Here is a 23058-nt window from a genome sequence, read left to right as displayed (position 1 = left end):
AGCGGACCGCACCGTAGACACCTTGCAAGGCAGCCATTCCATCGCCTGCACCGAACCCAGCCGATGCTGTCGAGTCAATTGGACAGGCCCCCAATAACTCGCGCGGCGCCTTATAATCCCGCGCCCAACCCGACACAGGTGAACCATGGCCAACCCCTATCACGATCACAACCTGGCACTGCTGGCCCATCTGCGTGGCATTTTGCTTGCCATGGGTGAAACCGAGCAGGTATCGGAAGAAAGCCATGCGCTGTTCCTCGAGCGCTTCGACGAGCTGATCATGAACCTACAGAACGTGCCGGAAGAACGGCACATGGGCCAGGACATGATCTGCCAGGTGTTCCACCGTTACCCACAGATCGCCCATCTGGTCCCACGCGATCTGCTGTGGTACTTCGGCGGCGATTGCCTGCACTTCATGCCGGACGAGGAGATCGAAATCTTCCAGAAGCTGGAAGAGCGCCGTTACGACGCCGAGCAGAACGACGAGCCGTTCGACTGGAACATGGAAAAACAGCTGCTGAGCATGCCGGAAGAGAGTCCACGGCACTGAGTTATCCGCCATCGCCGCTCGGCGCGACCTCGACGCACATTGGGCGGACCGCACGAACGTCAAGCCATCTGTCGACCCGAATCGGAGCCGCATGTCTCAGCATGCGGCTCCGATTCGATTTACGGCTGGTTGGCCGCCTCGGCTGCCTTGATCAAATCGGCACCGATTTCGTTTTCGAACTTCTTCCACACCGGTCGCATCGCCTCGCGCCACTGGCCGCGCTCTTCCGGGGTCAGTTGGATGATTTCGCTCTTGCCTGATGCGGCAATGGTGCGTTTGGCCTTCTGGTTGAGTTCATCCGCCTGACGATTCACCTCGGCGGTAACCTCGACCATGACCTGCTCCAGTTCGCTGCGCACGTCATCCGGTAGACCTTTCCAGAACTGCGTATTGGTAATGACCATGTAATCGATCAGGCCGTGATCGGACTCGGTGATGTACTTCTGTACTTCATGCACCTTCTGGCTCTCGTAGTTCGACCAGGTGTTCTCAGTGCCATTCACGACCCCTGTCTGCAAGCCTTGATACACCTCAGCGAAGCTCATCTTGCGCGGGTTGGCGCGCACCGCCTTGAACTGCTCCTCCAGCACCTGCGACGCCTGCACGCGGAATTTGAGTCCGCGTGCATCGCTCGGTTCGCGCAGCGGTTTGTTCGCCGACATCTGTTTGGTTCCGTTATGCCAATAGGCTAGGCCCGTGATGTTTTTGTCCTCCATCGCGGTCAGCAGCGCCCGGCCCTGCGGACTGCTCTGGAAGCGGTCGGCAGCGGCCAGGTCATCGAACAGGAACGGCAGATCGAAGATCTGGATTGCCTTGGCGTAATGCTCGAACTTGGCCAGCGACGGCGCCAGCATGTGCACGTCGCCGAGCAGCAACGCCTCCATCTCCTTGCCGTCGCCGAACAGCGACGAGTTGGGGTAGACCTCGACCTTCACCTGGCCCGGCAGGCGTTCTTCGGCGAGCTTCTTGAACAGCAGGGCGCCCTGCCCCTTGGGCGTATTGTCCGCTACGACATGAGAAAACTTGATGGTGATCGGCTCCGCCTGAACAAGGCCGACGAAAGAGACGGAAAGCGCGCATACGAGCGCCTTGAGACTGATTTTCAACATTTTGCGAGTACCCCTTTTGTTTTTGTCGGTTGGTACGTTTGCAGGCGATGGCGACGGTCAGGGAACCGCCCGCCCGGCACGTTGCAGCAGGCAGCGGGCACGGCCGACCACCGGAGCATCGACCATCTGCCCGTCCACCACGAAGACCCCGCCGTCGGACGCACCGGCCGCGAGGACGCGTTGAGCCCAGGCCAGTTCGTCGGCGCCGGGCATCAGCGTGTCGTGCACCACAGCCACCTGGCTGGGGTGGATGCACAGCAGCCCGCCGAAGCCCATGTCGCGGGCGTCGGCGACAGCCTGGGCGAGGCCGTGCAGGTTCTTGATATCCGGAAATACGCTGTCCAGCGGTGGCGCCAGATTCGCCAGACGTGAATGCAGCAGCAGCGCATAGCGCGCCTGATCGAGGATGCGCTCAGCGGCCGGCGTGCCGCTGGCAAGACCAAGGTCCAGCGCCAGATCCAGCGCCCCGAAAGACAAACGCTCGACACCGGCGGCCGCCGCTATTTCAGCCAGCCCAGCCAGCCCACGGGCACTTTCGACGATCGGCCAGACCGGCTTACCAGCGGCCGCAATCGCCGCGACCTGATCAGCGCTCTCTACCTTGGGCAGGAGCATGCCGATAACACCTGGGTGCGCGGCGCATAGCTTCAGATCCTCGGCTTGCTGCACATGTCCCGGCGCGTTGATGCGGACCAGCACCCGCGCAGACGGATCGGTCGCGAGAAAAGCCTCCAGATCGGCCCGCGCCTGAGCCTTCAGACCTTCAGCGACGGCGTCCTCAAGATCGACGATCACCGCATCGGCCCCCGTCGCCAGCGCCTTGGGGATTCGATCCGGGCGAGTGGCCGGGACGAACAATGCGGAACGGATGATGCCTGGGTTCATGGAAAGGTCTCGTAGTCTGAAAGTTCTGACGGCTATACGCAGCGCTACACCGCACCCTGCTCATGGAGTCGCTGGATATCGGCTGGCGCATAGCCGAGTTCGGCGAGCAGTGCATCGGTGTGCTGGCCGAGCGCGGGAATCGGATCCATGCGCGGCGTGAATGCGGTATTGCGACCCGGCGGCAGGAGCGCCGGCAACCGCCCGGACGGGCTTTCCACCTCGCTCCAACGCTGACGGGCCTTGAGCTGCGGATGCGCCCAGACGCTCGCCATGTCATTGACGTGGGCGTTGGCGATGGAAGCCGCTTCGAGGCGCTCGATCACCTGTTCGGCACTCAAGGACGAGAACGTCTCGACAATGATCGTGCGCAGCGCCGAGCGGTTTTCCGAACGCTTGAAATTGGCGGAAAAGCGCTCGTCGACGGCCAGTTCAGGGCGCAGCAGTACCTTGTCGCAGAACATCTGCCATTCGCGCTCGTTCTGCAGGCCAAGCATCACGGTACCGCCATCCCCGGCGGGGAACGGTCCGTAGGGATAGATGGTGGCGTGGGCGGCACCGGCACGCGGTGGCGGCGGTGCGCCGTCGTAGGCGTAGTACAACGGGTAGCCCATCCATTCCACTAGGCTTTCCAGCATGCTCACATCCACCCGGCTGCCCTCGCCCGTCTTGTCACGCAGCATCAATGCCGACAGCACCCCGGTGTAGGCATACATGCCGGCGGCGATGTCGGCGATTGAACAACCGGCCTTGGCCATCTCGGTCTCGCCTGGGCCACCCGTGACCGAGAGAAATCCCCCCTCACTCTGGATCAGCAGGTCGTAGGCCTTCTTCTGTTCGTAAGGGCCGCCTTCGCCGTAGCCGGAGATGTCGCAGACGATCAGCCGTGGAAAGCGCTCGTGCAAGGATTCGAACGACAGTCCCATGCGCGCCGCAGCGCCAGGTGCGAGGTTTTGCACCAACACATCAGCATTGTTCAACAGTTGTTCGAGAACCTCGCCGGCAGCATCCTGTTTCACATCGAGCGTTAGGCTTTCCTTGGAGCGGTTGGTCCAGACGAAATGTGAGGCCAGGCCATCGACGCGTTCGTCGTAACCACGGGCGAAATCTCCAGCCCCTGGACGCTCGATCTTGATCACCCGAGCACCCAGGTCCGCCAATTGACGCGTACAGAACGGCGCGGCAATGGCGTGCTCGAGGCTAACCACGGTGATGCCATCGAGTGGGCGGGGTTTGGCTTGGGTGTCGTTCATGTTCGGTTCCTGCAAATTCGGCGTAGGGTGGAAAACGGCGAAGCCTTTTCCACGCGTCGGTTCAATTCTCTGCGAAGCTGGCGCTGCACTGGTGGGTGAGGCCTCGCCATCACCCACCCTACGATTCAGGCCAGCGCGTCCAGCCGCTGCAGCTCGCGCAGCCGCCAGACCTTGTCGATCAGCACGCCCGCCTCGTCATCGCTTCGCGCACCGGAGAACTGCACCAGGCGGCGAAACTTGTCTTCCAGCTCGTCGCGGCTGAGGGTGTTTCCCGGATCGCCCTTGGGTTCGTCGATCGCCCCGTTCAGGGTGCGGCCGTCCGTGGTCTGCACCGTCACGCGGCCTAGCCAGCGCGACGGATAGGCACCATCGACTTCGGGATCGAGCAGCATCGAAACCTTCTCGCGAAACTCGCCGACACGCGTGTCGCTGAGCGCGTGAGTATGGAATTCGGTCAGCCCGGCCTTGCCGTACAGGGCAATCAATCCGAGCACGGTGCCCATGCTGAACTTGGCCTGGTGCACCGTCTGCGGCACCACCACCCGGCCGAGCACGTCGATAGCACCCTGATGCACGCGGGTGGTGACGCTGGCGATGTCCTCTGCCTTGAGCCCTTCTCGCTGCATCAGCTCTAGCAAAGCATCGGCGGCCGGATGGGTATGACGGCACGAGGCGTGATATTTGAAGGAGGTTTCCGCCAGCGCCCAGCGCGTGCCGAGGCGGTCCGACAGCTTGCTCGGGTCGGCATCGCTGGACATTCCGGCCCCCATTCCCTGCTCGCCTTCGAGGATGTCCTGCGCCCCCGTCAGGCCGTCGGCGGTCAGGTAGGCGGCCAGCAGACCGTCAGCGGCCGCCTTGGCCGTATGCAGCTGTTTGGAGTCGGCAGCATCACGGAGGAACTCCCAGAGCCCGGCGGCCAGGGTGCCGGCGCTTCCTAGCAGGTGGTTGAACTGTCGCTGATCGAAATTCAGCAGCTTGCCCACTGCCACGGCCGCCGCAAGGGTGCCGACGGTCGCGGTGGTGTGGAAGATCCGGTAGTGCGAGCGACCGAGGAACTCACCGATGCGAATACCGGCTTCGTAGCCTGCGATCGACGCCAGCAGCAGCTCGCGGCCGGACTTGCCGAGATCCTGGGCGGCGGCCAGTGCAGCGGGAAACACCACCGTTGCCGGGTGCAGCACCGAGCTGTTGTGCAGGTCGTCCTGCTCGACGAGGTGCGAGCTGGCCCCGTTGACCAGTGCGGCGAAATAGGCAGAACTGCCGCGGCGATTGACGAAGATCCGTGCCGGGCCATCAGCCGGGCCCATGCAGGCAGCATAACTCTCGAACAACGGAATCGGATGCGAGCCCGCGCTGGCCAGTGCTGAACCGAACCAGTCGAGGAATAGGTCTTCGGTGCGCGCCAGCACCGCATCGGGAATTTGCTCGTAGCGCAGCCCGGCAAGGAATTCGGTGAGCGCCTGGGTATGCTGACTCATGACGCAGCCTCCAGTGGGTTGGTCGAGGAATTGGCCAGTCGGTTGGATAGCTCGATGAGATTGAGATCGGGATCGCGCACATATACCGAGCGGATAGGCCCGGTTGCGCCGGTGCGCTGCACCGGACCCTCGACGATCGTTACGCCCTGGCGTTCGAGGTGAGCAACAACTGCATCCACCGGCGTGGCGACGATGAAACAGAGATCCGCTGATCCAGGGGTGGGCCGTTCCGCCTTGGGTTCGAACTCGCGCCCGGCCTGGTGAAGGTTGATCTTCTGCTGACCGAACGAGAGTGCTTTGCGGCCTTCGCCGAAAATCACCACCTGCATGCCGAGCACGCGGGTGTAGAAGTCCAGCGTGGCCTCGATATCGGCGACGGTCAGGACCAGATGGTCGAGGTGGTCGATTTGCATGGCATGACTCCTTCGCGTGCCCTCTGGCGGAAATGGTCGTAAGGCCTTTTCCGCCACCGTGTCGCCTGTTCGAAACGCGTGGAAAAGGCTTCGCCGTTTTCCACGCTACGTTCGGCTCGGTTAAAACGAGCGTGGCAGTTCGAGCAGATGCTCGGCCACGTAAGACAGGATCAGATTGGTGGAAATCGGCGCCACCTGGTACAGCCGGGTCTCGCGAAACTTGCGCTCGACGTCGTATTCATTGGCAAAGCCGAATCCACCGTGGGTCTGCAGGCAGGCGTTGGCCGCCTCCCAGCTGGCTTTCGCCGCCAGGTACTTGGCCATGTTCGCCGCCGCTCCGGCGTTGAGCCCGGCGTCATATTCCTCGCAGGCGCGCCAGCGCATCAGGTCAGCGGCCTCGATCTCGATATGCGCCTCGGCGATGGGGAACTGCACGCCCTGGTTCTGCCCGATAGGCCGGCCGAAGACCACCCGATCGCGAGCGTAAGCGGCGGATTTCTCGATGAACCAACGACCGTCACCGATGCACTCAGCGGCGATCAGGGTGCGCTCGGCGTTGAGCCCGTCGAGGATATAGCGGAAGCCCTTGCCCTCTTCGCCAATCAGGCTGCTGGCGGGAATCTCCAGATTGTCGAAGAACAGCTCGTTGGTCTCATGGTTGACCATGTTGGCGATCGGCTGGACGGTCAGGCCGTTGCCGATGGCCTCGCGCAGATCGACCAGGAAGATCGACATGCCCTCGGATTTCTTCTTCACCTCGGCCAGCGGCGTAGTGCGCGCCAGCAGGATCATCAGATCCGAATGCTGTACGCGTGAGATCCAGACCTTCTGGCCGTTGATCACGTACTTGTCGCCTTGGCGCACCGCGGTGGTCTTGATCTTGGTGGTGTCGGTACCGGTGGTGGGTTCGGTGACGCCCATCGACTGCAGGCGCAGCTCGCCGCTGGCCAGCTTGGGCAGGTAGTAACGCCTCTGCTCATCGCTGCCGTTTCGTAGCAGAGTGAACATGTTGTACATCTGCCCATGCACGGTGCCGGAGTTGCCGCCGCAACGGTTCACTTCTTCAAGGATGACCGAGGCTTCGGCCAGGCCAAGCCCCGAGCCACCATATTCTTCCGGGATCATCGCCGACAGCCAGCCTGCTTCGGTCAGGGCGCTGACGAAGGCTTCCGGGAAGCCCTTCTGCTCGTCGATCTTGCGCCAGTATTCAACCGTGAACTCGGCGCAGAGTGCGCGTACGCCTTCACGGATGAAATTCAGTTCTTCGCTCTTGTTCGGCGTCATCTCGGTTCTCACTACTTCTGGTTGTCGCGGCAGACGGAGGGTGGATCACGCTTTACCGATCCACTGCCCAGGGCCTTCGGTGGATGTAAAAAGCGACGACTGCGCGTCCCGATCCACCCTACGATTCGTTACTCAGTCGAATTCCACGTCGGCTTTTTGCGCCAGGCCCTTGTGATCGCCGGCCCAGAGTTCGGCCTTGCCCGGCGCGACGATGCGCCCGCCCACTTCGAAAGGATGTGGTGCGATCAACGGACGCAGACCGCGATAGGAAAAGCGCTTGAGACGTGCCTCTGGATGAGCGCGACAGAACGCACGCAAGCTAAGTGTGGCGATCAGCGGGCCATGCACGACCAGCCCCGAATAACCTTCGGCTTCGGTGACATAAGGCCAGTCGTAATGAATGCGGTGGCCGTTGAAGGTAACGGCCGAATAGCGGAACAGCAGCGTCGGCGTCGGCGTCACCGCCTCACGCCAATCGCCGGCTACCATCGGCTCGCCGCTGCGGGTCTTCGGCGGACTGGGTTCGCGGTAGACGATGTCCTGCTCTTCCCGGATTGCCAGCCGCCCGTCCTGTAGATAGTCGTGCTGCACAGTGACGAACAGCAGCGCGCCGGTGCGACCCTGCTTCTCCTCGACCTGTTTGATGGTGGATACACGCGTGGCTTCGGCACCCGCCGCGAGTGGTTCGATGAACTCGACACGGCCACCGGCCCACATGCGATTGCGGTTGTCAGCCGGCGGCAGGAAGCCCCCTCTTGCCGGATGACCGTCCTCGCCAAGGCCGCTTTCAACAACCGGTTCCTGAAAAAAACACCATTGCCACAGCGCCGGCAGCGGCTCGCCATGGGCCGGAGTCGGCTCTCCCAGAGTCGCGGCAATGCGCATCAGCAGATTGCGGCTGAGTTGGTCATGCACTTCTTCGGTACGGCCTACCCAGGCATTTACATCGGTCATTACCGGCTCCGGCTGTCTTGTTTCGCCGTAGCATGCAACTCAGCTGGCGTTCCGAGAATCTGCATTTAACAAAACCACCGTTCGGCTATGCTGAACGCCGAACTTTCGCCGAGTCCCTCAAAATGCACTTCGATCTGGCCGATCTTCGCCTGTTTATCCATATCGCCGAGTCGCCTAGCCTGACTCAGGGCGCGCGGCGCGCACACCTGTCACCGGCGGCCGCCAGCGCGCGTATCAAAGCGTTGGAAGGTCAGCTGGAAAGCCGTCTGCTCTATCGCGACAGCCGGGGCGTCGAACTGACGCCAGCCGGACACAAGCTGCTGCAACACGCCCGGCTGATCATGCGCCAGGTGGAGTACCTCAAGAGCGAATTCACCGAGTACAGCACCGATTCGACTGGGCATATCCGTATCTTCGCCAATACCACGGCGGTCACCGAGTTTCTACCCGAGATACTGGCCGGTTTTCTCTCGCAGCGCCCCGGTGTAACCGTCGACCTGCAGGAACGGCTGAGCCGTGACATCGTGCGTGGCGTGCTCGATGGCAGCACGGACATGGGCATCATTGCCGGGCCGGTACAGGCTGAAGGCTTACAGATTCTGCATTTCAGCACTGACCGTCTGCTGCTGGCGGTGCCACTCGGACATCCGCTGGCGGTGGAAAAACGGGTCACGCTGCGACAGACGCTGAGCTATCAGCACATTGGGCTTCATGAAGGCAGCACATTACTGGCCTTTCTTCGGGATCAGGTAGAGAAGCTCGGCGGCACCCTTTCACTGCGCATCCAGCTCTCCAGTTTCGAGGCTGTGTGCCGGATGATCGAGGCGGGAGTCGGTGTCGGTATCATTCCGGAATCGTCCGCGCGCCGTCACAGCCGCACCATGCAACTGGCGCTGATCGAGCTCGACGAACCCTGGGCCATCCGCGAGCGCAGCATTCTGGTTCGCGATCTAGACGCCCTGCCGGGAAACGTTCGTGCGCTAATCGCAACGCTTCTACCAGGACAAAGCTGAAAGTTTGAGCCAAGCTTTACGCATCAACGGCGAGTCTGGACCTGCACCCAGCCGCAATTGCGACCGTGGGACAGCAAGCTGGACGCGATCGACGTAACGGTTTGAGGCGCTTCGCTGGAAAATGCGCCTCGTGTTGAATCCTCGGACAAAAGCGCTGCCCAAGCTGCATGCGTTGAAACCATCAATGATGGATTAGCCGAGGTTTTTCAGAAGCTTATAACGGCAAGCTGCCCTGGCCGGGCCGCCTGCCCTCACGGATTTTTTGCTTAGGGTTGTTTGCCATGACGTCCTTGTTTGCCCCCATCAGCTCGCTGCTGGGCGGCGTTGCATTACTACTGCTCGGCCACGGACTGCTGAACACGCTGCTAACGCTGCGCGGCATCGCCGAGGGTTATTCCACCGGAATGATTGGTCTGCTGATGTCGGGGTACTTCGCCGGCTTCCTCGTCGGCACCTGGCTCGCACCGTCGTTGATCCGCCGCGTCGGCCACATTCGTACCTTCGCCTTCTACGCGGCCCTGGCATCGGTCGCCGTGCTGATGCACGTGCTGATCGTCAATCCTTGGGTGTGGCTGGTGTTGCGCCTGCTCTATGGCGTAGCCCTGGTCACGCTGTACATGGTCATCGAGAGCTGGCTCAACGCCCAGGTCAGTGGCGAAAAACGCGGCCAGGTATTCGCCTTGTACATGGCCGTCAACCTCGGTGCGCTGGCTGCCGCCCAGCAGCTGTTGAGCCTCGACAGCCCGATGAATTTCACCCTGTTCGCGCTGGCGGCCATCCTCATTTGCGCTGCGTTGATGCCGATCACCCTGACCCGCCAGGCGCAACCCGCGCAACCGGACATGCCGGCTACCGACCTGCTGCAACTGGCACGAATCGCCCCACTCCCCCTAATGGCTGCCGGGGTCTCGGGACTGACCCTGGGCGGCTTCTGGGGACTGGCACCGGTCTATGCATCGCAAAGCGGTTTCGATGCATCCGGAGTGGGCCTGCTGATGAGCGTGACCATCCTCGGGGGCGCCGTGCTGCAATGGCCGATCGGGCTGTTTTCCGACAAACATGACCGTCGCCTGGTGCTGCTCTGGGTCGTGGCCATCGCCGCGATCCTCGGCGGCCTGATCACACCTCTGACGTCCGGCCCGTTGCTGTTGGGGATGATGTTTCTCTGGGGCGGCCTGGCTTTTTCGATCTATTCCATTGCCGTGGCGCAGATGGTCGACCAGTTGCACCCGGACGAAATTCTCTCCGGCTCCAGTGGCTTGCTGCTGGCCAACGGCTTCGGTGCCGCCTTCGGTCCGGTGGTCGCTGGTGGCTTGATGAGCGTCTTCGGGCCCAAGGCGCTGCCGGTATTCTTCGCCGTGACCCTGGCATTCCTGGCTATCTATTCCTACTTCCGCTCACGCCGGGTGTTCGACCTGGTAACCGAGCCGCACGGTCACTTCACACCGATGCTGCGTACCAGCCACACGGTGTTGGAGCTGATGCCGGACACGCCGGAGGGCGATACCACCGAGACCGCAGCCACCGAGTCGGACATCGACGACGACCTGCCCGAGGAAACCATCGTCGAGCCACGCACCGGCACCCATTGAATGACGGCGAGGCCAGCGCCAGCCGGTACCCGGACGGTTAGCGCCAGGCCACCATCCTGGCAAACCGCAGGTACCCACACGCCGCGCCTGCCCACAATGCCGGCTCCTTTTAGAAATCCACCTTGCCGCGCCCGGCCTTGATCGCGCCGCGCTTGCTCTTGCCTTCGAGACGGCGCTTTTTCGAGCCCAGCGTCGGCCGCGTCGGGCGCCGCGCCTTTTCGACTTTCGCCACGCTGCGGATCAGTTCCGCGAGGCGCTCCAAGGCATCGGCGCGGTTCTGCTCCTGGGTGCGGTACTGCTGCGCCTTGATGACGATGACGCCGTCCCCGGTTATCCGGCTGTCACGCAACGCCAGCAGGCGTTCCTTATAGAAATCGGGCAACGAGGACGCGTTGATATCGAAGCGCAGGTGCAATGCGCTGGAGACTTTGTTGACGTTTTGCCCACCCGCGCCTTGGGCGCGAATGGCGGTCAGTTCGATCTCGCTGTCGGCTAGCTGCACGCTGTTGGATATCTCGAGCATCGGCCCATCGCTGGTTGAGGTGAGCGGGTATTGTCCATCAGCCAAGCCGCACGGACATGTTTTTATAAGATTTTGAGCCGCTGCAAGTGGGCCGGTTCGGCTACTGTAGCGTGCTCGCAGCCGATGGAAACCCGCATGGACTCGATTACCCAGGCCCTTCTCGGTGCCACCGTTCAAGCGTCGTTGCTTGGCCGTTGGCAGGGCCGCAAGGCACTGCTGTATGGCGCAGTACTGGGCACGCTGCCCGATCTGGACGTGGTGATCGACTACGGTGATGCCGTCGCCGACATGACCTATCACCGGGGCTTCAGCCACTCGATGTTCGTTCTCAGCCTGCTCGCCGTCGCATTAACCTGGCTGGCCCGGCGAATACGACCCGACCCGGGCTACAGCGGCATGCGCCTGTTTCTAACGGTCTGGCTGGTGCTGGTGACCCATGTCCTGCTCGATGCCTTCACCAGCTACGGCACCCAGCTGTTCTGGCCGTTGACCACGCCGCCGGTGGCCTGGTCCAGCGTGTTCATCATCGATCCGATGTACAGCGTGCCCCTGCTGCTGGCGGTGCTGGCCGGGGCGATCGTCGGCTTGAAGGGCCACAGTCCTCGCGTGCCTGTCCTGGCCTTGGTCGTGACGTCGCTGTATCTGGCCTTCACGCTAGCCGGCAAACAGATGGCCGAGCAGCGCGTGGAAAAGACGATGGCCAGTCACGGTCTCCAGGCGAACCAGCTGTACAGCGCGCCCACGCCGTTCAACAGCCTGCTCTGGCGCGTGATCATCATCCAGGATGACGACTACTACGAAGCGCTGGTGAGCTGGTTCGACGACCAGCCGCCAGAGCTGGTGCGCATCGACCGTGACGCGCGGCTCGCCGACGTCCTGCGCGATTCGCCGCAACATGCCCGGCTGCAGTGGTTCACTGGCGGCGTACTGCGTTACGACGAGATCGACGGTCAGTTGCTGGTGACCGATCTACGGCTCGGCATGACCGGCTTTCACCCCTTTCGCTTCGCCCTTGCCGAGCGCAGCGGCGAAGACTGGCAGTTGATCCCCTTCGTCGAGCGGCTGCCCGCCGAGCGCGGCGATATGAGCCGGCTCGAGCTGATCTGGCAACGTATATGGCAGCAGCAACCCGCCCTGCCGTTAGCCGAGTGGGCCGCGGAACTGAATCGGCATTAACTAGCGTCGACGCCGCTTCTGCCAGTGGCCGATCCCGTAGAGCGAGGCGCCAAGCGCCATCAACAGCCCAGCACGCAGCCAGGTACCCGCGCTTTGCTGGGACAACAGCAGCACACAGGAAAGGATCGCCAACAGGGGCAGGACGGTCGGGGTGCGAAAATGCGGCTCGGCGATCTTGTCCTTGCGCAGCACCAGCACCGCCACATTGGTGCTCATGAAGACGAACAGCAGCAACAGCACCACGGTCTCGGCGAGTGCCGTCAGCGTACCGGTCACGGTGAGAAGCATGGCCAGCAAGGTCGTTCCCATTATCGCCAGCCAGGGCGTGCGCCGCTTTGGCAGAACGCGGGTCAGCGGCGCAGGCAGCAGCCCTTCGTCGGCCATACCATAGGCCAACCGGCTGGACATGATCATGGTCAGCAGCGCGCCGTTGGCAACGGCCACCAGCGCCACGGCCGCGAAGAGCCAATCCGGCACGGCATAACCGGTGGCTCGTACCACGTCCAGCAAAGGCGCGGATGAATCGGCCAGCGTTGCCGGAGAAAGCACTGCCGTCGCGGCCATGCCGACGCCCATGTAGACCAGCCCGGCCGCCAGGAGCGCGCCGAACAAGGCACGAGGATAGTTGCGCCGAACGTCTTTGACCTCTTCGGCGACATTGGCGGACACCTCGAAACCGACGAACGAATAGAACGCGATCAGCGCCGCCCCCAGTACGGCAATGGCAGGCGAAACACCGGGCGTAAATTCCAGTACGCGCGACGGCTCACCTTGCCCGCCCAAAAGGAAACGGCCGGCCAGTACCACGACGAACAACAGGCCCGACACCTCGATGACGGTCATAACCGCGTTGGCCCCCAACGACTCCTTGATGCCACGCGCATTGAGCAACGCGACGATGGCCAGGAACGCCAGTGCGGTGGGCACCGCCGGTGTATCGACGAAGGCACCCAGATAATCGCCAGCAAACGCCAGAGACAACCCGGCGGCGCTGGTCACCCCAGCCGCGAGCATGCAGAAACCCACGAGAAAGGACAGCAGCGGCTTGCCGAATGCGCGCTCCACGAACACCGCTGCGCCACCGGCTTTCGGGTATTTGCTGACCAGTTCTGCGTAAGACGCCGCGGTCAGCATCGCGAACCCCAAGGCGACCAGCAATGGCACCCAGACCGCGCCCCCCGCTTCGCCGGCAATCTTGCCCACCAGCGCGTAGACGCCAGCGCCCAAGACATCCCCGAGAATGAACAGAAACAGCGCCGGCCCGGTGATCGCCTGTTTCAGACGAGACTCGCCAGCGGCCCGTGCAGTGATTTTCATGGGCTGATCGCTCCGGCGCCGGAACGGACAGCGAGGAATGACGCGACCTTCATCGAGCATCTCCACAGCGTGCGACCAGGGCCGCGTTCCTGTTCTAGATAGGTGGAGCCTCGAAGGAGTTCAGCGCCATAAACGACGAAGCCCCGACATGATCGGGGCCTCGCTGCAACAAGACGCGGATATCAGGTGCGGAAACGCGCCACCATTCCCTGCAGTTCGACACCGAGACGCGCCAGCTCGGCGCTGGCGCCAGCGGTCTGCTCGCTACCGCTGGCACTCTGCTCACCAATATCGCGCACACGGGTTACGCTCTCGGTGATGTTTTCGGCCACCGCACTCTGCTCCTCGGACGCCGCGGCGATCTGCTGGTTCATCTGCTCGATGGTGGACACCGAGTCGGTGATACGACCGAGTGCGATACCGGCTTCGCTGGCCAATTCAACAGTACGCTGGGTCAGCTCACGGCTGGTCTGCATCTGCTCCACGGCCTTCTGCGCGACCCGCTGCAGATTGCCGATCAGGCCTTCGATCTCTTCGGTGGAGTCATGCGTACGACGGGCCAAGGCGCGCACCTCGTCGGCCACCACGGCGAAGCCGCGGCCTTGCTCACCTGCGCGGGCGGCTTCGATCGCCGCGTTCAACGCCAGCAAGTTGGTCTGTTCGGCAACCGCGCGAATCACCTCGAGCACACTGCCGATGCGCCCACTCTCGGTGTTCAACTCTTCGATGGCATGCGCGGAATGCTCCACTTCGCCGGACAGGCTGTCGATCTGGCCGATGGCTTCCTTGACGACCAGATCTCCCTGGCGAGCCTGTTGATCAGCCTGACGTGCCGCCAACGACGCCTGCTCGGCATTTTGTGCCACTTCCTGCACGGTCGCGGCCATTTGATGCATCGCCGTCGCGACCTGATCCGTCTCTTCACGCTGCTTCTGTACACCGACACTGGTTTGCGCCGTGACCGCCGACAGCTGCTCGGCGGCGGAGGCGATCTGCCCTACGCTACCGCCGATGCGGCCGATCAAGGTACGCAGACTTTCCGTCATGGCGTACATGGTTTGCTGCAGCTGCCCAAGCTCATCGCGGCGCGTGACCTTAGCCGACTGCGTGAGATCGCCGTCGGCGACCCGTTGCGCCAGCTGCACGGTGTAGCGTAGCGGCAGGACGATCATGCGGGAGATGGCGATAGCCGCTCCCAGCCCGAGAATCACGGCCAAGGCAGTGATCACTGCAAGCAGCAAGTAAGCGCTGGTGCGCTGAGCCTGCATCGCTTCGTTGGCACCCGCCAAAGCCTGGTCGGCGGTATCCAGCACACGCTGCGCCTGAGCGACCATGGTGCCTTCCAGGGCGATCCTCTCGGAGCGGTTGCGACGGAACTCGGCAAAGGCCCGTTCGTAGGCGGCGAGCGCTGCGAGTGCGCCATCCATGGTGGCTTTCTGATCGTCGTTGAGCCACGTCTTCAGCCCTTCGCCGGTCCTGGTCACATCGCCGTAGGTCTCGTTCCAGCTATCGACGGCCTCCTGGGCGTTATTGCTGAGGAAAACGTTCTCGAATGTGCGCAGATCGAGGATGCGCTTGGTCAAGCCGGAAGCGGCTTCAGCAAGGGTCAACGGGTCGCTGCCCTTCAGATGATCGCCTTCAAGGCGCAGCACCCGGACCGCGTCGTACATGTCCAGCTCGATGTATTCGAACTCCTCGCGACTCTTCTGCGCGGCATCGCCCATGCTCCCGCGCAACTCGACGCCCTTGCCGATCAGCGCGCGATAGTTGTCGAATTGCTGAGCGTAGTCTGCTGCATCGCTTCGAATCCGCTGCAGCAACGCCTGCTCGTCAGTATCAGAAATCGCGGAAAGCCCATCCAACCGTTGATTGAGCTGGTCCAGCGTGGCGCGCAGCGCCGCAGCGGATGCGTCACTGCGGGTCAGGGCGTAATCACGCTCCTGACCGCGCGCAGCGAGGATCGCGGCGTTGATGGCGGCGAGCTGATTCGTCTGAGAAGAGCGGATCAGAATCGAATCCACGGCGAAGAAACCGGTACCGGCGACGCCCAGGGTCAGCAGCAGCACCATGGCAAAGCCGAACAGCAACTTTTTGCCCACGGAAAGGTTGGTGAATATATCGACAGACTGCATCAGAGAATTCCCTTGAAAATACGCGCACGTCATGAAGTCGGCCGTGATCGACCAAAGTTGAGCGCGAAAACAGCGCGATTTAACCAGGCGTCGATAGCCAATAGCCAGCTATGAGGCCATCTAATCGCCAGAACGTGCAGTGGTTTTCAGGAACACCCATTCAGTGCTGTTGCAGATGCCCATAAAGCTTGGCGTAAAGCCCGCCGTCGGCGATCAGCTGCAGATGGTCGCCCTGCTCGGCGATGCGGCCACCATCGAACACCAAGACGCGGTCGGCCTGCTTCACCGCAGATAGGCGATGGGCGATGATCAAAGTGGTGCGCCCTTGCAGAAAACGGTTCAGCTCCTGATGCAGCGCATATTCGGTGGCGGCATCCAGGGCGGAGGTCGCCTCGTCGAGAATCACCACTTTGGGCTCAGCCAACACCATCCGCGCCACCGCCAGCCGTTGCCGCTGGCCACCTGACAGGCGCACCCCGGAACGACCGACAATGCTGTCGAGCCCCGCCGGCAACTGACGGATGGTTTCGGCCAGTTGCGCGATCTCCAGCGCCTGCCAGCAAGCCTGATCGTCGCGTTCGCGCCCCATCAGCAGATTGGCGCGCACCGTGTCGTTGAACAGCGCAGGGTGCTGCAGCACCACCGCAACATTGTCGCGTACCGTGCCCAGGCCGATGTGCTTGATATCGATTCCAGCAAAACAGATCTGTCCCGCTTGCGGCTGATACAGGCCCAGCAGCAGCTGCACCAAGGTGCTTTTTCCGCCACCGCTGGCGCCGACGATGGCGACCTTTTCACCCGCGGCGATCGAAAGGTCCAGACCTTCGAGTACCGGTTCGTCCTGATAGGAGAAGCGCAGCCCACGAACATCGATGTCAACGGTGTCCCGCCCCACGAACGGGTCCTGTCCGCCGACATATTGGGGTTCATCGGCACGTGCCAGCAGCTGATTGATGCGGCTGAGCGCGCCGCCGGCGGCATAGAAGGCGTATTGCAGATTGAGCAACTGTTCCACCGGCCCGATCATGAACCAGAGGTAGCTGAACACCGCCAGCATCTGGCCGATCGACAGGTCGGAAAACAACACGGTGAGCATCGCCGCGGCACGGAAAATGTCGATGCCGAACTGGAACAGCAGGCCACTGGCGCGGTTGGAGGCGTCGGTCTTCCATTGCGAGGCCACGGCGTAGTCGCGCACTTCACGCGCGCGCAGCCCAAGCCGACCAAGAAAGAAACCCTGGCGATTACCGGCCCGCACTTCCTGGATTGCATCCAGGGTTTCGGTGAGCGCTTGGGTAAACAGTGAGGTGCTGTCGTTCTCCAGCTTCTTCAGGTGTTTGACGCGTTTACCCAGTTGCACCGTGGCGTAGATCACCAGCGGATTGAACAGCAGGATCAGCAGCGCCAGTTGCCAGTGCATCCAGAGCAGGATCGCCGCCGTACCGGCAATTGAAAGCAGCGCTACCAGCAGCCGGCTGAGGGTCTCGCCGATGAATTTGTCGATGGTCTCCAGATCGGTGACCAGATGCGCGGCGACCGTCCCGCCGCCAAGGCTTTCATACTCGCTCAGCGCGATACGTTTGAGCCGTTCGATCAACCGCACCCGAATGCGGTAGACCAGGTCCTTCGACAGCCGCGCGAATAATCGCGCCTGCAGCACGTTGAAAATCAACGCCGAGGCGCGCAGCAGCAGCGTCGCGCAGAGCATCAGGCCGATATAGCCAATCGCCGTCTGCCAGCCCGTCGGCAGAAACCTGTCCATTATCTGCAGCGCCGTATCGCCCTGCCCCAGCAGCACCTCGTCGACCAGCAGCGGCAACAGCAAGGGAATCGGCACACTGCACAGCGTTGCCAACACAGCAACTAGATTGGCGAGGATCAGCGCCTTGCGATGATGCAGCGCGAGACGGCGGATCTCCGCCCAGCTGAGCTGATCAGGCATGGGCGTTATGGTCCAGCCAACGCGCCAGCAGAGGTGACAGCACGTCGAGCGGCTGGAAGCCATTGGTCAACAGCGCCAGCTGACCGTTGTGCTCGGCAAGCAAGGTCGGGAAGCCGGCGATGCCGAGGTTCCGCGCCCAGTCGAAGTCAGCCGCCGTGGCATCGCGCACCGCCTGAGAGTCGAAACGGTCGGCGAACTCGATACGGGGTATGCCTGCCGCCTCAGCCAGATCAACCAATTCCGGCGGCATCGTGACGTTGCGCCCGTCGACATAAAACGCCCGCTGAATCAGCCCAACGAGTGGCCAGACCAGCTGCCGATCGAGACTGCGCGCCGCCACAAGCGCTCGGCAGGCGGGCTCGGTGTCGTAGACCAGACCGTCCGGCAGCCCCGCATCGAAGTTGAACGGCTGCCCGCTCGCTTCGTGCACCGCCTGCCAATAGGACAGGGTGCGTTCACGGCCGGCCTGATCCATGGCGATGCGCTCCTGGCGCAGGCCGCCGACCACCAGATCGGCACCCACACCCTGAGCCTGCGCCTGGGCAATCAACGCCTGCACCACCGGCGCGAAGCCCCAGCACCAGGAGCACATCGGGTCCATCACATAGATCAGTCGGGTGCGCATAGGGGCTCCGGTTCTATCGGGTGGAGCGCAAACTGCGCACCGTCATCTGGCCCAAGCGGCTTTAGCTACGCGCCTTGTTTGCGGTAGTTGTGGCCGATCGGGTGCGGCTGATTGCGCTTGAGCGCCAGTTCGATCTGCTTCTGCCGCTCGCGCGCGCTGGTGCGCGTCTTCTCGCTGAGCGTATTCCAGCAATGCGGGCAGCTGATACCTGGAGCGTAGTGCTCCGATTGCCGGTCCTCCAGCGATATCGGTGTGCGACAGGCATGGCACTGGTCGAAATCCCCCTCGCTGAGGTCGTGGCGCACGGTCACGCGGTTATCGAACACGAAGCAGTCGCCACGCCAGCGCGTCTCCTCCTGCGGCACTTCTTCGAGGTATTTAAGGATGCCGCCCTTGAGGTGATAAACCTCCTCGAACCCCTCGCCCAGCATGTAGCTGGAGGCCTTCTCGCAGCGAATGCCGCCAGTGCAGAACATCGCGACCTTTTTGTGCTTGGTCGGGTCGTAGTGCGCCTTGATGTAGTCGGGGAATTCACGGAAGGATTTGGTCTGTGGATCGATCGCGCCTTCGAACGTGCCGATGGCCACTTCGTAGTCATTGCGAGTGTCGATCAGCAGCACTTCGGGGTCGTCGATCAGTGCGTTCCAGTCCCGCGGCTCGACGTAGGTGCCAACACGCTGATTGGGGTCGACGCCCTCCACGCCGAGGGTGACGATTTCCTTCTTCAGCTTGACCTTGGTGCGATAGAACGGCTGTTCGTCGCAATAGGATTCCTTGTGGTCGATGTCAGCCAGGCGCACATCGGTGCGAAACCAGGCGAGTAGCGCATCGATACCTTCGCGGGTACCGGAAACCGTGCCGTTGATGCCTTCTTCGGCGAGCAGCAAAGTACCCTTGATGCCATTGGCATTGAGGGTTTCGAGCAAGGGCTCACGCAACGCGACGTAGTCCGGCAGGGAGACGAACTTGTACAGCGCCGCGACGACGATGTTCTGGGTCATGCGGGGAATTTCCTCCAGTGGTCACCCACGTAAAGGGCGGACCGGGAATGCGAAAACGACAACGCCGGCGTGAGCCGGCGCGGCGCGCATTCTATCAATAAACACGCATCAGGCACCAAGCGAAAGCCAGGTGGGTTGCTCAGCGCTTATTTGTGTCCACCGGCGCAGACCGGAGAGTCCGGTGCTGCGCCCTGCTTCGCCCACTCCTCGGGGGTATAGGTGTGCAGCGCGAGCGCGTGGATCTGCTGCATCAGTTCGCCCATGGCGGCGTACGCCTTCTGATGGCGCTTGACCGCATTGAGGCCGGCGAATTGCTCGCTGACGATCACCGCCTTGTAGTGCGTCTCCTGCCCACGGCTGTGCATGTGGCTTTCATCCAGCACCTGCAGATACATGGGCTGCAGGGCTGCCTGCAGGGTATTTTCAATGACGAATAGTTTGGACATGCCTGACAGGCTCCCTCAAGGCTTCTTCTGGGTATCGAGTTCGGCTGTCATTTCAGCCAGCAATTTGTTCACTTGGGGCACGGCATTCTGCAGCTTGGTCTGGGTCACCTGCGCCGAACGCGCGTTGAGCTGCGGCAGCTGCGTAAGCATCTTCTTGCCCAGTTCGGATTCGTAGAATTCATTCAATCGAGTGAGCTCCGGCTCGCTGAACGTCTCGGTGTACAGTGCCACCAGATCAGGCTTGACCTCTTCCCAGCCGATCGCCTTATCCAGCGCCGCGTCGGCCTTGGACTGGTAACTTTCCAGCAACCCTCGCTTGCTTTCCGGCGCCTGGGTCTGGGCGAACCGCTCGGCGAACATCTGCTGAACCTGGGCGTATACCGGTACCGCGATGCGATCGGCATTGACCAGTTCGAGAAAGCGCTCAGCCTGAGCCGCATGGCTGCGGCTGTCAGCGCTGGCATGCCCCGCGAGCAGTGTGATCGACAGGACGCCACAAAGGCCGAAGGCACGAAGCCCGGAAGTATGAAGAGCGCGCATTGGATGATCCTTGCCGAACGATGGATGAGCTCAATGGACACATTCTGCGCGCGGAGTTCCAATCGCTCAAGGAACAGTCAGGCTACCCATTGAACCAGTGCCATCAGCTGACGACCTAACAGGAAGACCTCATAGATGGAGTACGGCATGACACGCACCGAAACCGATAGCCTAGGTCCTGTAGAAGTACCGGAACAGGCTTACTGGGGCGCACAGACACAGCGTTCACTGATCAACTTCGCCATCGGTGATCAGCGAATGCCACTTGCCGTATGCCACGCGCTGGCATTGATCAAGAAGGCTGCGGCGCGGGTCAACGACCGTATCGGTGATCTGCCGCCGGATATCGCACGCCTGATCGAGCAGGCGGCCGATGAGGTGCTCCATGGCCAGCACGACGACCAGTTTCCACTGGTGGTCTGGCAGACCGGCAGCGGTACCCAGAGCAACATGAACGTCAATGAGGTGATCGCCGGACGCGCCAATGAGCTCGCCGGCGGAGCGCGTGGAGGCAAGAGCCCGGTGCATCCCAACGACCACGTCAATCGCGCGCAGAGCTCCAACGACTGTTTCCCGACCGCCATGCACATCGCCATCGCGCGGGCCGTCCATCACGACCTGCTGCCGGCCATCGCCGAGCTGTCTGGCGGTATCGCCGAGCAGGCGGCGCGGCACGGCCAGTTGGTCAAGACCGGCCGCACGCACATGATGGACGCGACACCGGTGACCTTCGGTCAAGAGCTGTCGGCCTTCGTCGCCCAGCTGGATATCGCCGAGCAGGCGATTCGCCACGCCCTGCCCGCAGTGTTCGAGCTAGCCCAGGGCGGCACGGCTGTCGGCACCGGGCTTAACGCGCCGCACGGGTTTGCCGAAGCGATCGCCGCCGAGCTGGCCGCACTGTCGGGCCTGCCCTTCGTCTCAGCGCCAAACAAGTTCGCCGCGTTGGCCGGGCATGAACCGCTGGTCGCTCTCTCCGGCGCGCTGAAAACCTTGGCCACCGCGTTGATGAAGATCGCCAACGACCTGCGGTTGCTGGGCTCGGGCCCACGCGGCGGTTTCGCTGAAGTGCGGCTGCCCGCCAACGAGCCGGGCAGCTCGATCATGCCGGGCAAAGTCAATCCGACCCAGTGCGAAGCGTTGTCGATGCTCGCCTGTCAGGTGATGGGCAATGACGTGACGGTGGGCTTCGCCGCCAGCCAGGGGCATCTGCAGCTCAATGTGTTCAAACCGGTGATCGTGCACAACCTGCTCGAGTCGATCCGGCTGCTGGCCGACGGCTGCCGCAACTTCAATACGCACTGCATCGTCGGAATGGAGCCGGACGCCGCGCGCATGGCCGAGCATCTGGAGCGTGGGCTGATGCTGGTGACCGCGCTGAACCCGCATATCGGTTACGACAAGGCAGCCGAGATTGCCAAAAAGGCTTACGGTGAAGGGACCACGTTGCGCGAAGCTGCGTTGGCGCTAGGCTATCTCACAGACGAAGAGTTCGATCAGTGGGTGCGCCCGGAAACCATGCTGGAATCCAGTCGCAGCTAGACGCTGACCAGCGAGCCGATCAGCCATAAAAAAACCCGCGCTATCTGGCGCGGGTTTTTTGTTGGCGCTTGCGGAGAAGACTCAGCGCACCGCTTCGAACAGCCCCGCGGCGCCCATGCCACCGCCAACGCACATGGTCACCACGCCGTAACGCAGGTTGCGGCGCTGCAGTTCGCGCACGAGGTGCCCCGCTGTGCGCGAGCCGGTCATGCCGAACGGGTGGCCGATGGAGATCGAGCCGCCGTTGACGTTGAACTTCGCGTTGTCGATTTCCAGCGTGTCGCGGCAATACAGGCACTGCGAGGCGAAGGCTTCGTTGAGCTCCCAAAGGTCGATATCGCTGACTTGCAGGCCGCGCGCCTTGAGCAGACGCGGCACCGAGAAGACCGGGCCGATGCCCATTTCTTCCGGCTCGCAGCCGGCCACGGTGAAGCCGCGGAAGAACGCGCGGGGTTTGAGGCCGAGTTCGAGGGCCTTGTCCAGGCTCATCACCAGCGTCATCGATGCGCCATCCGACAGTTGCGAGGCGTTGCCAGCCGTCACCGATCCGTCGTCAGCAAACACCGGCTTGAGGCCTGACAGGCTTTCCAATGTGGTATCCGGGCGGTTGCAGTCATCGCGATCGACCACACCCTCATGCTCGGTGCGCTCGCCTGTGTTCTTGTCTTCGGTGTAGTAACGGACGTTCATCGGCACGATTTCGTCCTGGAACAGCCCTTCGGCCTGAGCGCGTGCAGTGCGCTGCTGGCTCTGCAGCGAATAGAGGTCTTGCTGCTCGCGGGTCACGTTGTAGCGGCGCGCCACCAGTTCCGCGGTCTGGCCCATGCTGTGATACAGGCCAGGTACCCGCTCCTGCAGGATAGGGTTGTACAGGTTGTCGGTGTTCTTGCTCTTGGCCGTCATGGTGATCGATTCGACCCCGCCGGCAACGATGATGTCGCTGCAGCCGGAGGCGATCTGGTTGGCGGCGATGGCGATCGATTGCAGGCCGGACGAGCAGAACCGGTTGAGCGTCATACCGGCGCATTGAATGCCCAGATTCGACAGAACCGCGACGTTGCGGCCGATGTTGTAGCCCTGCGCGCCTTCGTTGGAGCCGGCCCCGACGATGCAGTCCTCGACCAGCTTGGGATCCAGGCCGTTGCGCGACAGCAGCGCGTTGACGCAATGCGCCGCCATGTCATCAGGGCGGGTCATGTTGAACTTGCCGCGGAAGGACTTGGCCAGGCCGGTCCGTACGCTGTCGACGATCACTACTTCACGCATGGCATACCTCGAATGGTTGG

At 62.4% G+C, this 23058-nt stretch carries 21 protein-coding genes; 5 read left to right on the top strand and 16 right to left on the bottom strand.

Features of this window, described 5'->3' with window-relative positions; translation table 11 throughout:
- Positions 1 to 145: 145 nt before the first annotated feature.
- Entirely contained in the window at positions 146 to 553 is a 408-nt protein-coding gene (locus UF78_RS07195; RefSeq protein ID WP_045161405.1) for a PA2817 family protein, read from the top strand.
- Between the two features lie 119 nt (positions 554 to 672).
- Here UF78_RS07195 and UF78_RS07190 read toward each other — a convergent pair whose 3' ends face one another.
- From UF78_RS07190 to UF78_RS07160, 7 genes are all read right to left on the bottom strand, one after another.
- Complete coding sequence (locus tag UF78_RS07190) at positions 673 to 1662, bottom strand: TRAP transporter substrate-binding protein (protein WP_045161404.1); 990 nt, start codon at positions 1660 to 1662, stop codon at positions 673 to 675.
- A 57-nt stretch (positions 1663 to 1719) separates the two neighbouring features.
- Complete coding sequence (locus UF78_RS07185; protein ID WP_045161403.1) at positions 1720 to 2547, bottom strand: HpcH/HpaI aldolase/citrate lyase family protein; 828 nt, start codon at positions 2545 to 2547, stop codon at positions 1720 to 1722.
- A 44-nt stretch (positions 2548 to 2591) separates the two neighbouring features.
- Positions 2592 to 3797, bottom strand: a complete 1206-nt coding sequence (locus UF78_RS07180) for a CaiB/BaiF CoA transferase family protein (RefSeq protein WP_045161402.1) — start codon at positions 3795 to 3797, stop codon at positions 2592 to 2594.
- A 125-nt stretch (positions 3798 to 3922) separates the two neighbouring features.
- Positions 3923 to 5275, bottom strand: a complete 1353-nt coding sequence (locus UF78_RS07175; protein ID WP_045161400.1) for an MmgE/PrpD family protein — start codon at positions 5273 to 5275, stop codon at positions 3923 to 3925.
- Complete coding sequence (locus tag UF78_RS07170) at positions 5272 to 5688, bottom strand: VOC family protein (RefSeq protein ID WP_045161399.1); 417 nt, start codon at positions 5686 to 5688, stop codon at positions 5272 to 5274. Before UF78_RS07170 ends, UF78_RS07175 begins: the two co-directional genes overlap by 4 nt.
- 120 nt (positions 5689 to 5808) lie before the next feature.
- Positions 5809 to 6972 carry an acyl-CoA dehydrogenase family protein gene (locus UF78_RS07165; protein ID WP_045161398.1) on the bottom strand — a complete coding sequence of 388 codons (1164 nt, stop codon included), beginning with the start codon at positions 6970 to 6972 and terminating at the stop codon, positions 5809 to 5811.
- Between the two features lie 132 nt (positions 6973 to 7104).
- Complete coding sequence (locus UF78_RS07160; protein ID WP_045161397.1) at positions 7105 to 7926, bottom strand: FAS1-like dehydratase domain-containing protein; 822 nt, start codon at positions 7924 to 7926, stop codon at positions 7105 to 7107.
- Between the two features lie 122 nt (positions 7927 to 8048).
- Between UF78_RS07160 and UF78_RS07155 the strand changes: the two genes are divergently transcribed.
- Together UF78_RS07155 and UF78_RS07150 are read left to right on the top strand one after the other, a co-directional pair.
- Positions 8049 to 8939, top strand: a complete 891-nt coding sequence (locus UF78_RS07155) for a LysR family transcriptional regulator (protein ID WP_045161396.1) — start codon at positions 8049 to 8051, stop codon at positions 8937 to 8939.
- A gap of 281 nt (positions 8940 to 9220) precedes the next feature.
- Positions 9221 to 10531, top strand: coding sequence for an MFS transporter (locus tag UF78_RS07150; protein WP_045161395.1), 1311 nt, complete (start codon positions 9221 to 9223; stop codon positions 10529 to 10531).
- 109 nt (positions 10532 to 10640) lie between these two features.
- On the opposite strand, the gene arfB is transcribed toward UF78_RS07150, so the two are convergent.
- Positions 10641 to 11054, bottom strand: a complete 414-nt coding sequence (gene arfB, locus UF78_RS07145; protein ID WP_045161394.1) for an alternative ribosome rescue aminoacyl-tRNA hydrolase ArfB — start codon at positions 11052 to 11054, stop codon at positions 10641 to 10643.
- 135 nt (positions 11055 to 11189) lie between these two features.
- Between arfB and UF78_RS07140 the strand changes: the two genes are divergently transcribed.
- Complete coding sequence (locus tag UF78_RS07140) at positions 11190 to 12230, top strand: metal-dependent hydrolase (RefSeq protein WP_045161393.1); 1041 nt, start codon at positions 11190 to 11192, stop codon at positions 12228 to 12230.
- On the opposite strand, the gene UF78_RS07135 is transcribed toward UF78_RS07140, so the two are convergent.
- From UF78_RS07135 to UF78_RS07105, 7 genes are all read right to left on the bottom strand, one after another.
- Positions 12231 to 13547 carry an APC family permease gene (locus tag UF78_RS07135; RefSeq protein ID WP_045161733.1) on the bottom strand — a complete coding sequence of 439 codons (1317 nt, stop codon included), beginning with the start codon at positions 13545 to 13547 and terminating at the stop codon, positions 12231 to 12233.
- A 182-nt stretch (positions 13548 to 13729) separates the two neighbouring features.
- Positions 13730 to 15679, bottom strand: coding sequence for a methyl-accepting chemotaxis protein (locus UF78_RS07130; RefSeq protein WP_045161392.1), 1950 nt, complete (start codon positions 15677 to 15679; stop codon positions 13730 to 13732).
- A 160-nt stretch (positions 15680 to 15839) separates the two neighbouring features.
- Positions 15840 to 17621: an ABC transporter ATP-binding protein gene (locus tag UF78_RS07125; protein ID WP_045161390.1), complete on the bottom strand. Its 1782-nt coding sequence runs from the start codon at positions 17619 to 17621 to the stop codon at positions 15840 to 15842.
- On the bottom strand, positions 17614 to 18246 hold the full coding sequence (locus UF78_RS07120) for a DsbA family protein (RefSeq protein WP_045161389.1): 633 nt from the start codon (positions 18244 to 18246) through the stop codon (positions 17614 to 17616). Before UF78_RS07120 ends, UF78_RS07125 begins: the two co-directional genes overlap by 8 nt.
- A 65-nt stretch (positions 18247 to 18311) precedes the next feature.
- Positions 18312 to 19247: a rhodanese-related sulfurtransferase gene (locus UF78_RS07115; protein WP_045161388.1), complete on the bottom strand. Its 936-nt coding sequence runs from the start codon at positions 19245 to 19247 to the stop codon at positions 18312 to 18314.
- A 146-nt stretch (positions 19248 to 19393) separates the two neighbouring features.
- The gene (locus UF78_RS07110; protein ID WP_045161387.1) at positions 19394 to 19693 is read right to left on the bottom strand and encodes a BolA family protein; all 300 of its coding nucleotides are present in this window, start codon (positions 19691 to 19693) and stop codon (positions 19394 to 19396) included.
- A gap of 15 nt (positions 19694 to 19708) precedes the next feature.
- Complete coding sequence (locus tag UF78_RS07105; RefSeq protein ID WP_045161386.1) at positions 19709 to 20233, bottom strand: DUF2059 domain-containing protein; 525 nt, start codon at positions 20231 to 20233, stop codon at positions 19709 to 19711.
- A gap of 147 nt (positions 20234 to 20380) precedes the next feature.
- Here UF78_RS07105 and UF78_RS07100 point away from each other — a divergent pair, with 147 nt between their 5' ends.
- A complete protein-coding gene (locus UF78_RS07100; protein WP_045161732.1) occupies positions 20381 to 21772 on the top strand; it encodes a class II fumarate hydratase in 1392 nt (463 codons plus the stop codon).
- 81 nt (positions 21773 to 21853) lie between these two features.
- Here UF78_RS07100 and UF78_RS07095 read toward each other — a convergent pair whose 3' ends face one another.
- A complete protein-coding gene (locus UF78_RS07095) occupies positions 21854 to 23038 on the bottom strand; it encodes a thiolase family protein (protein WP_045161731.1) in 1185 nt (394 codons plus the stop codon).
- Positions 23039 to 23058: the final 20 nt, after the last annotated feature.

Source organism: Stutzerimonas stutzeri, from assembly GCF_000952685.1.
GTDB classification, from domain to species: domain Bacteria; phylum Pseudomonadota; class Gammaproteobacteria; order Pseudomonadales; family Pseudomonadaceae; genus Stutzerimonas; species Stutzerimonas stutzeri_E.
Note: the sequence above shows the minus strand (reverse complement) of the source record. Positions and strands in the feature narration are given on the sequence as shown.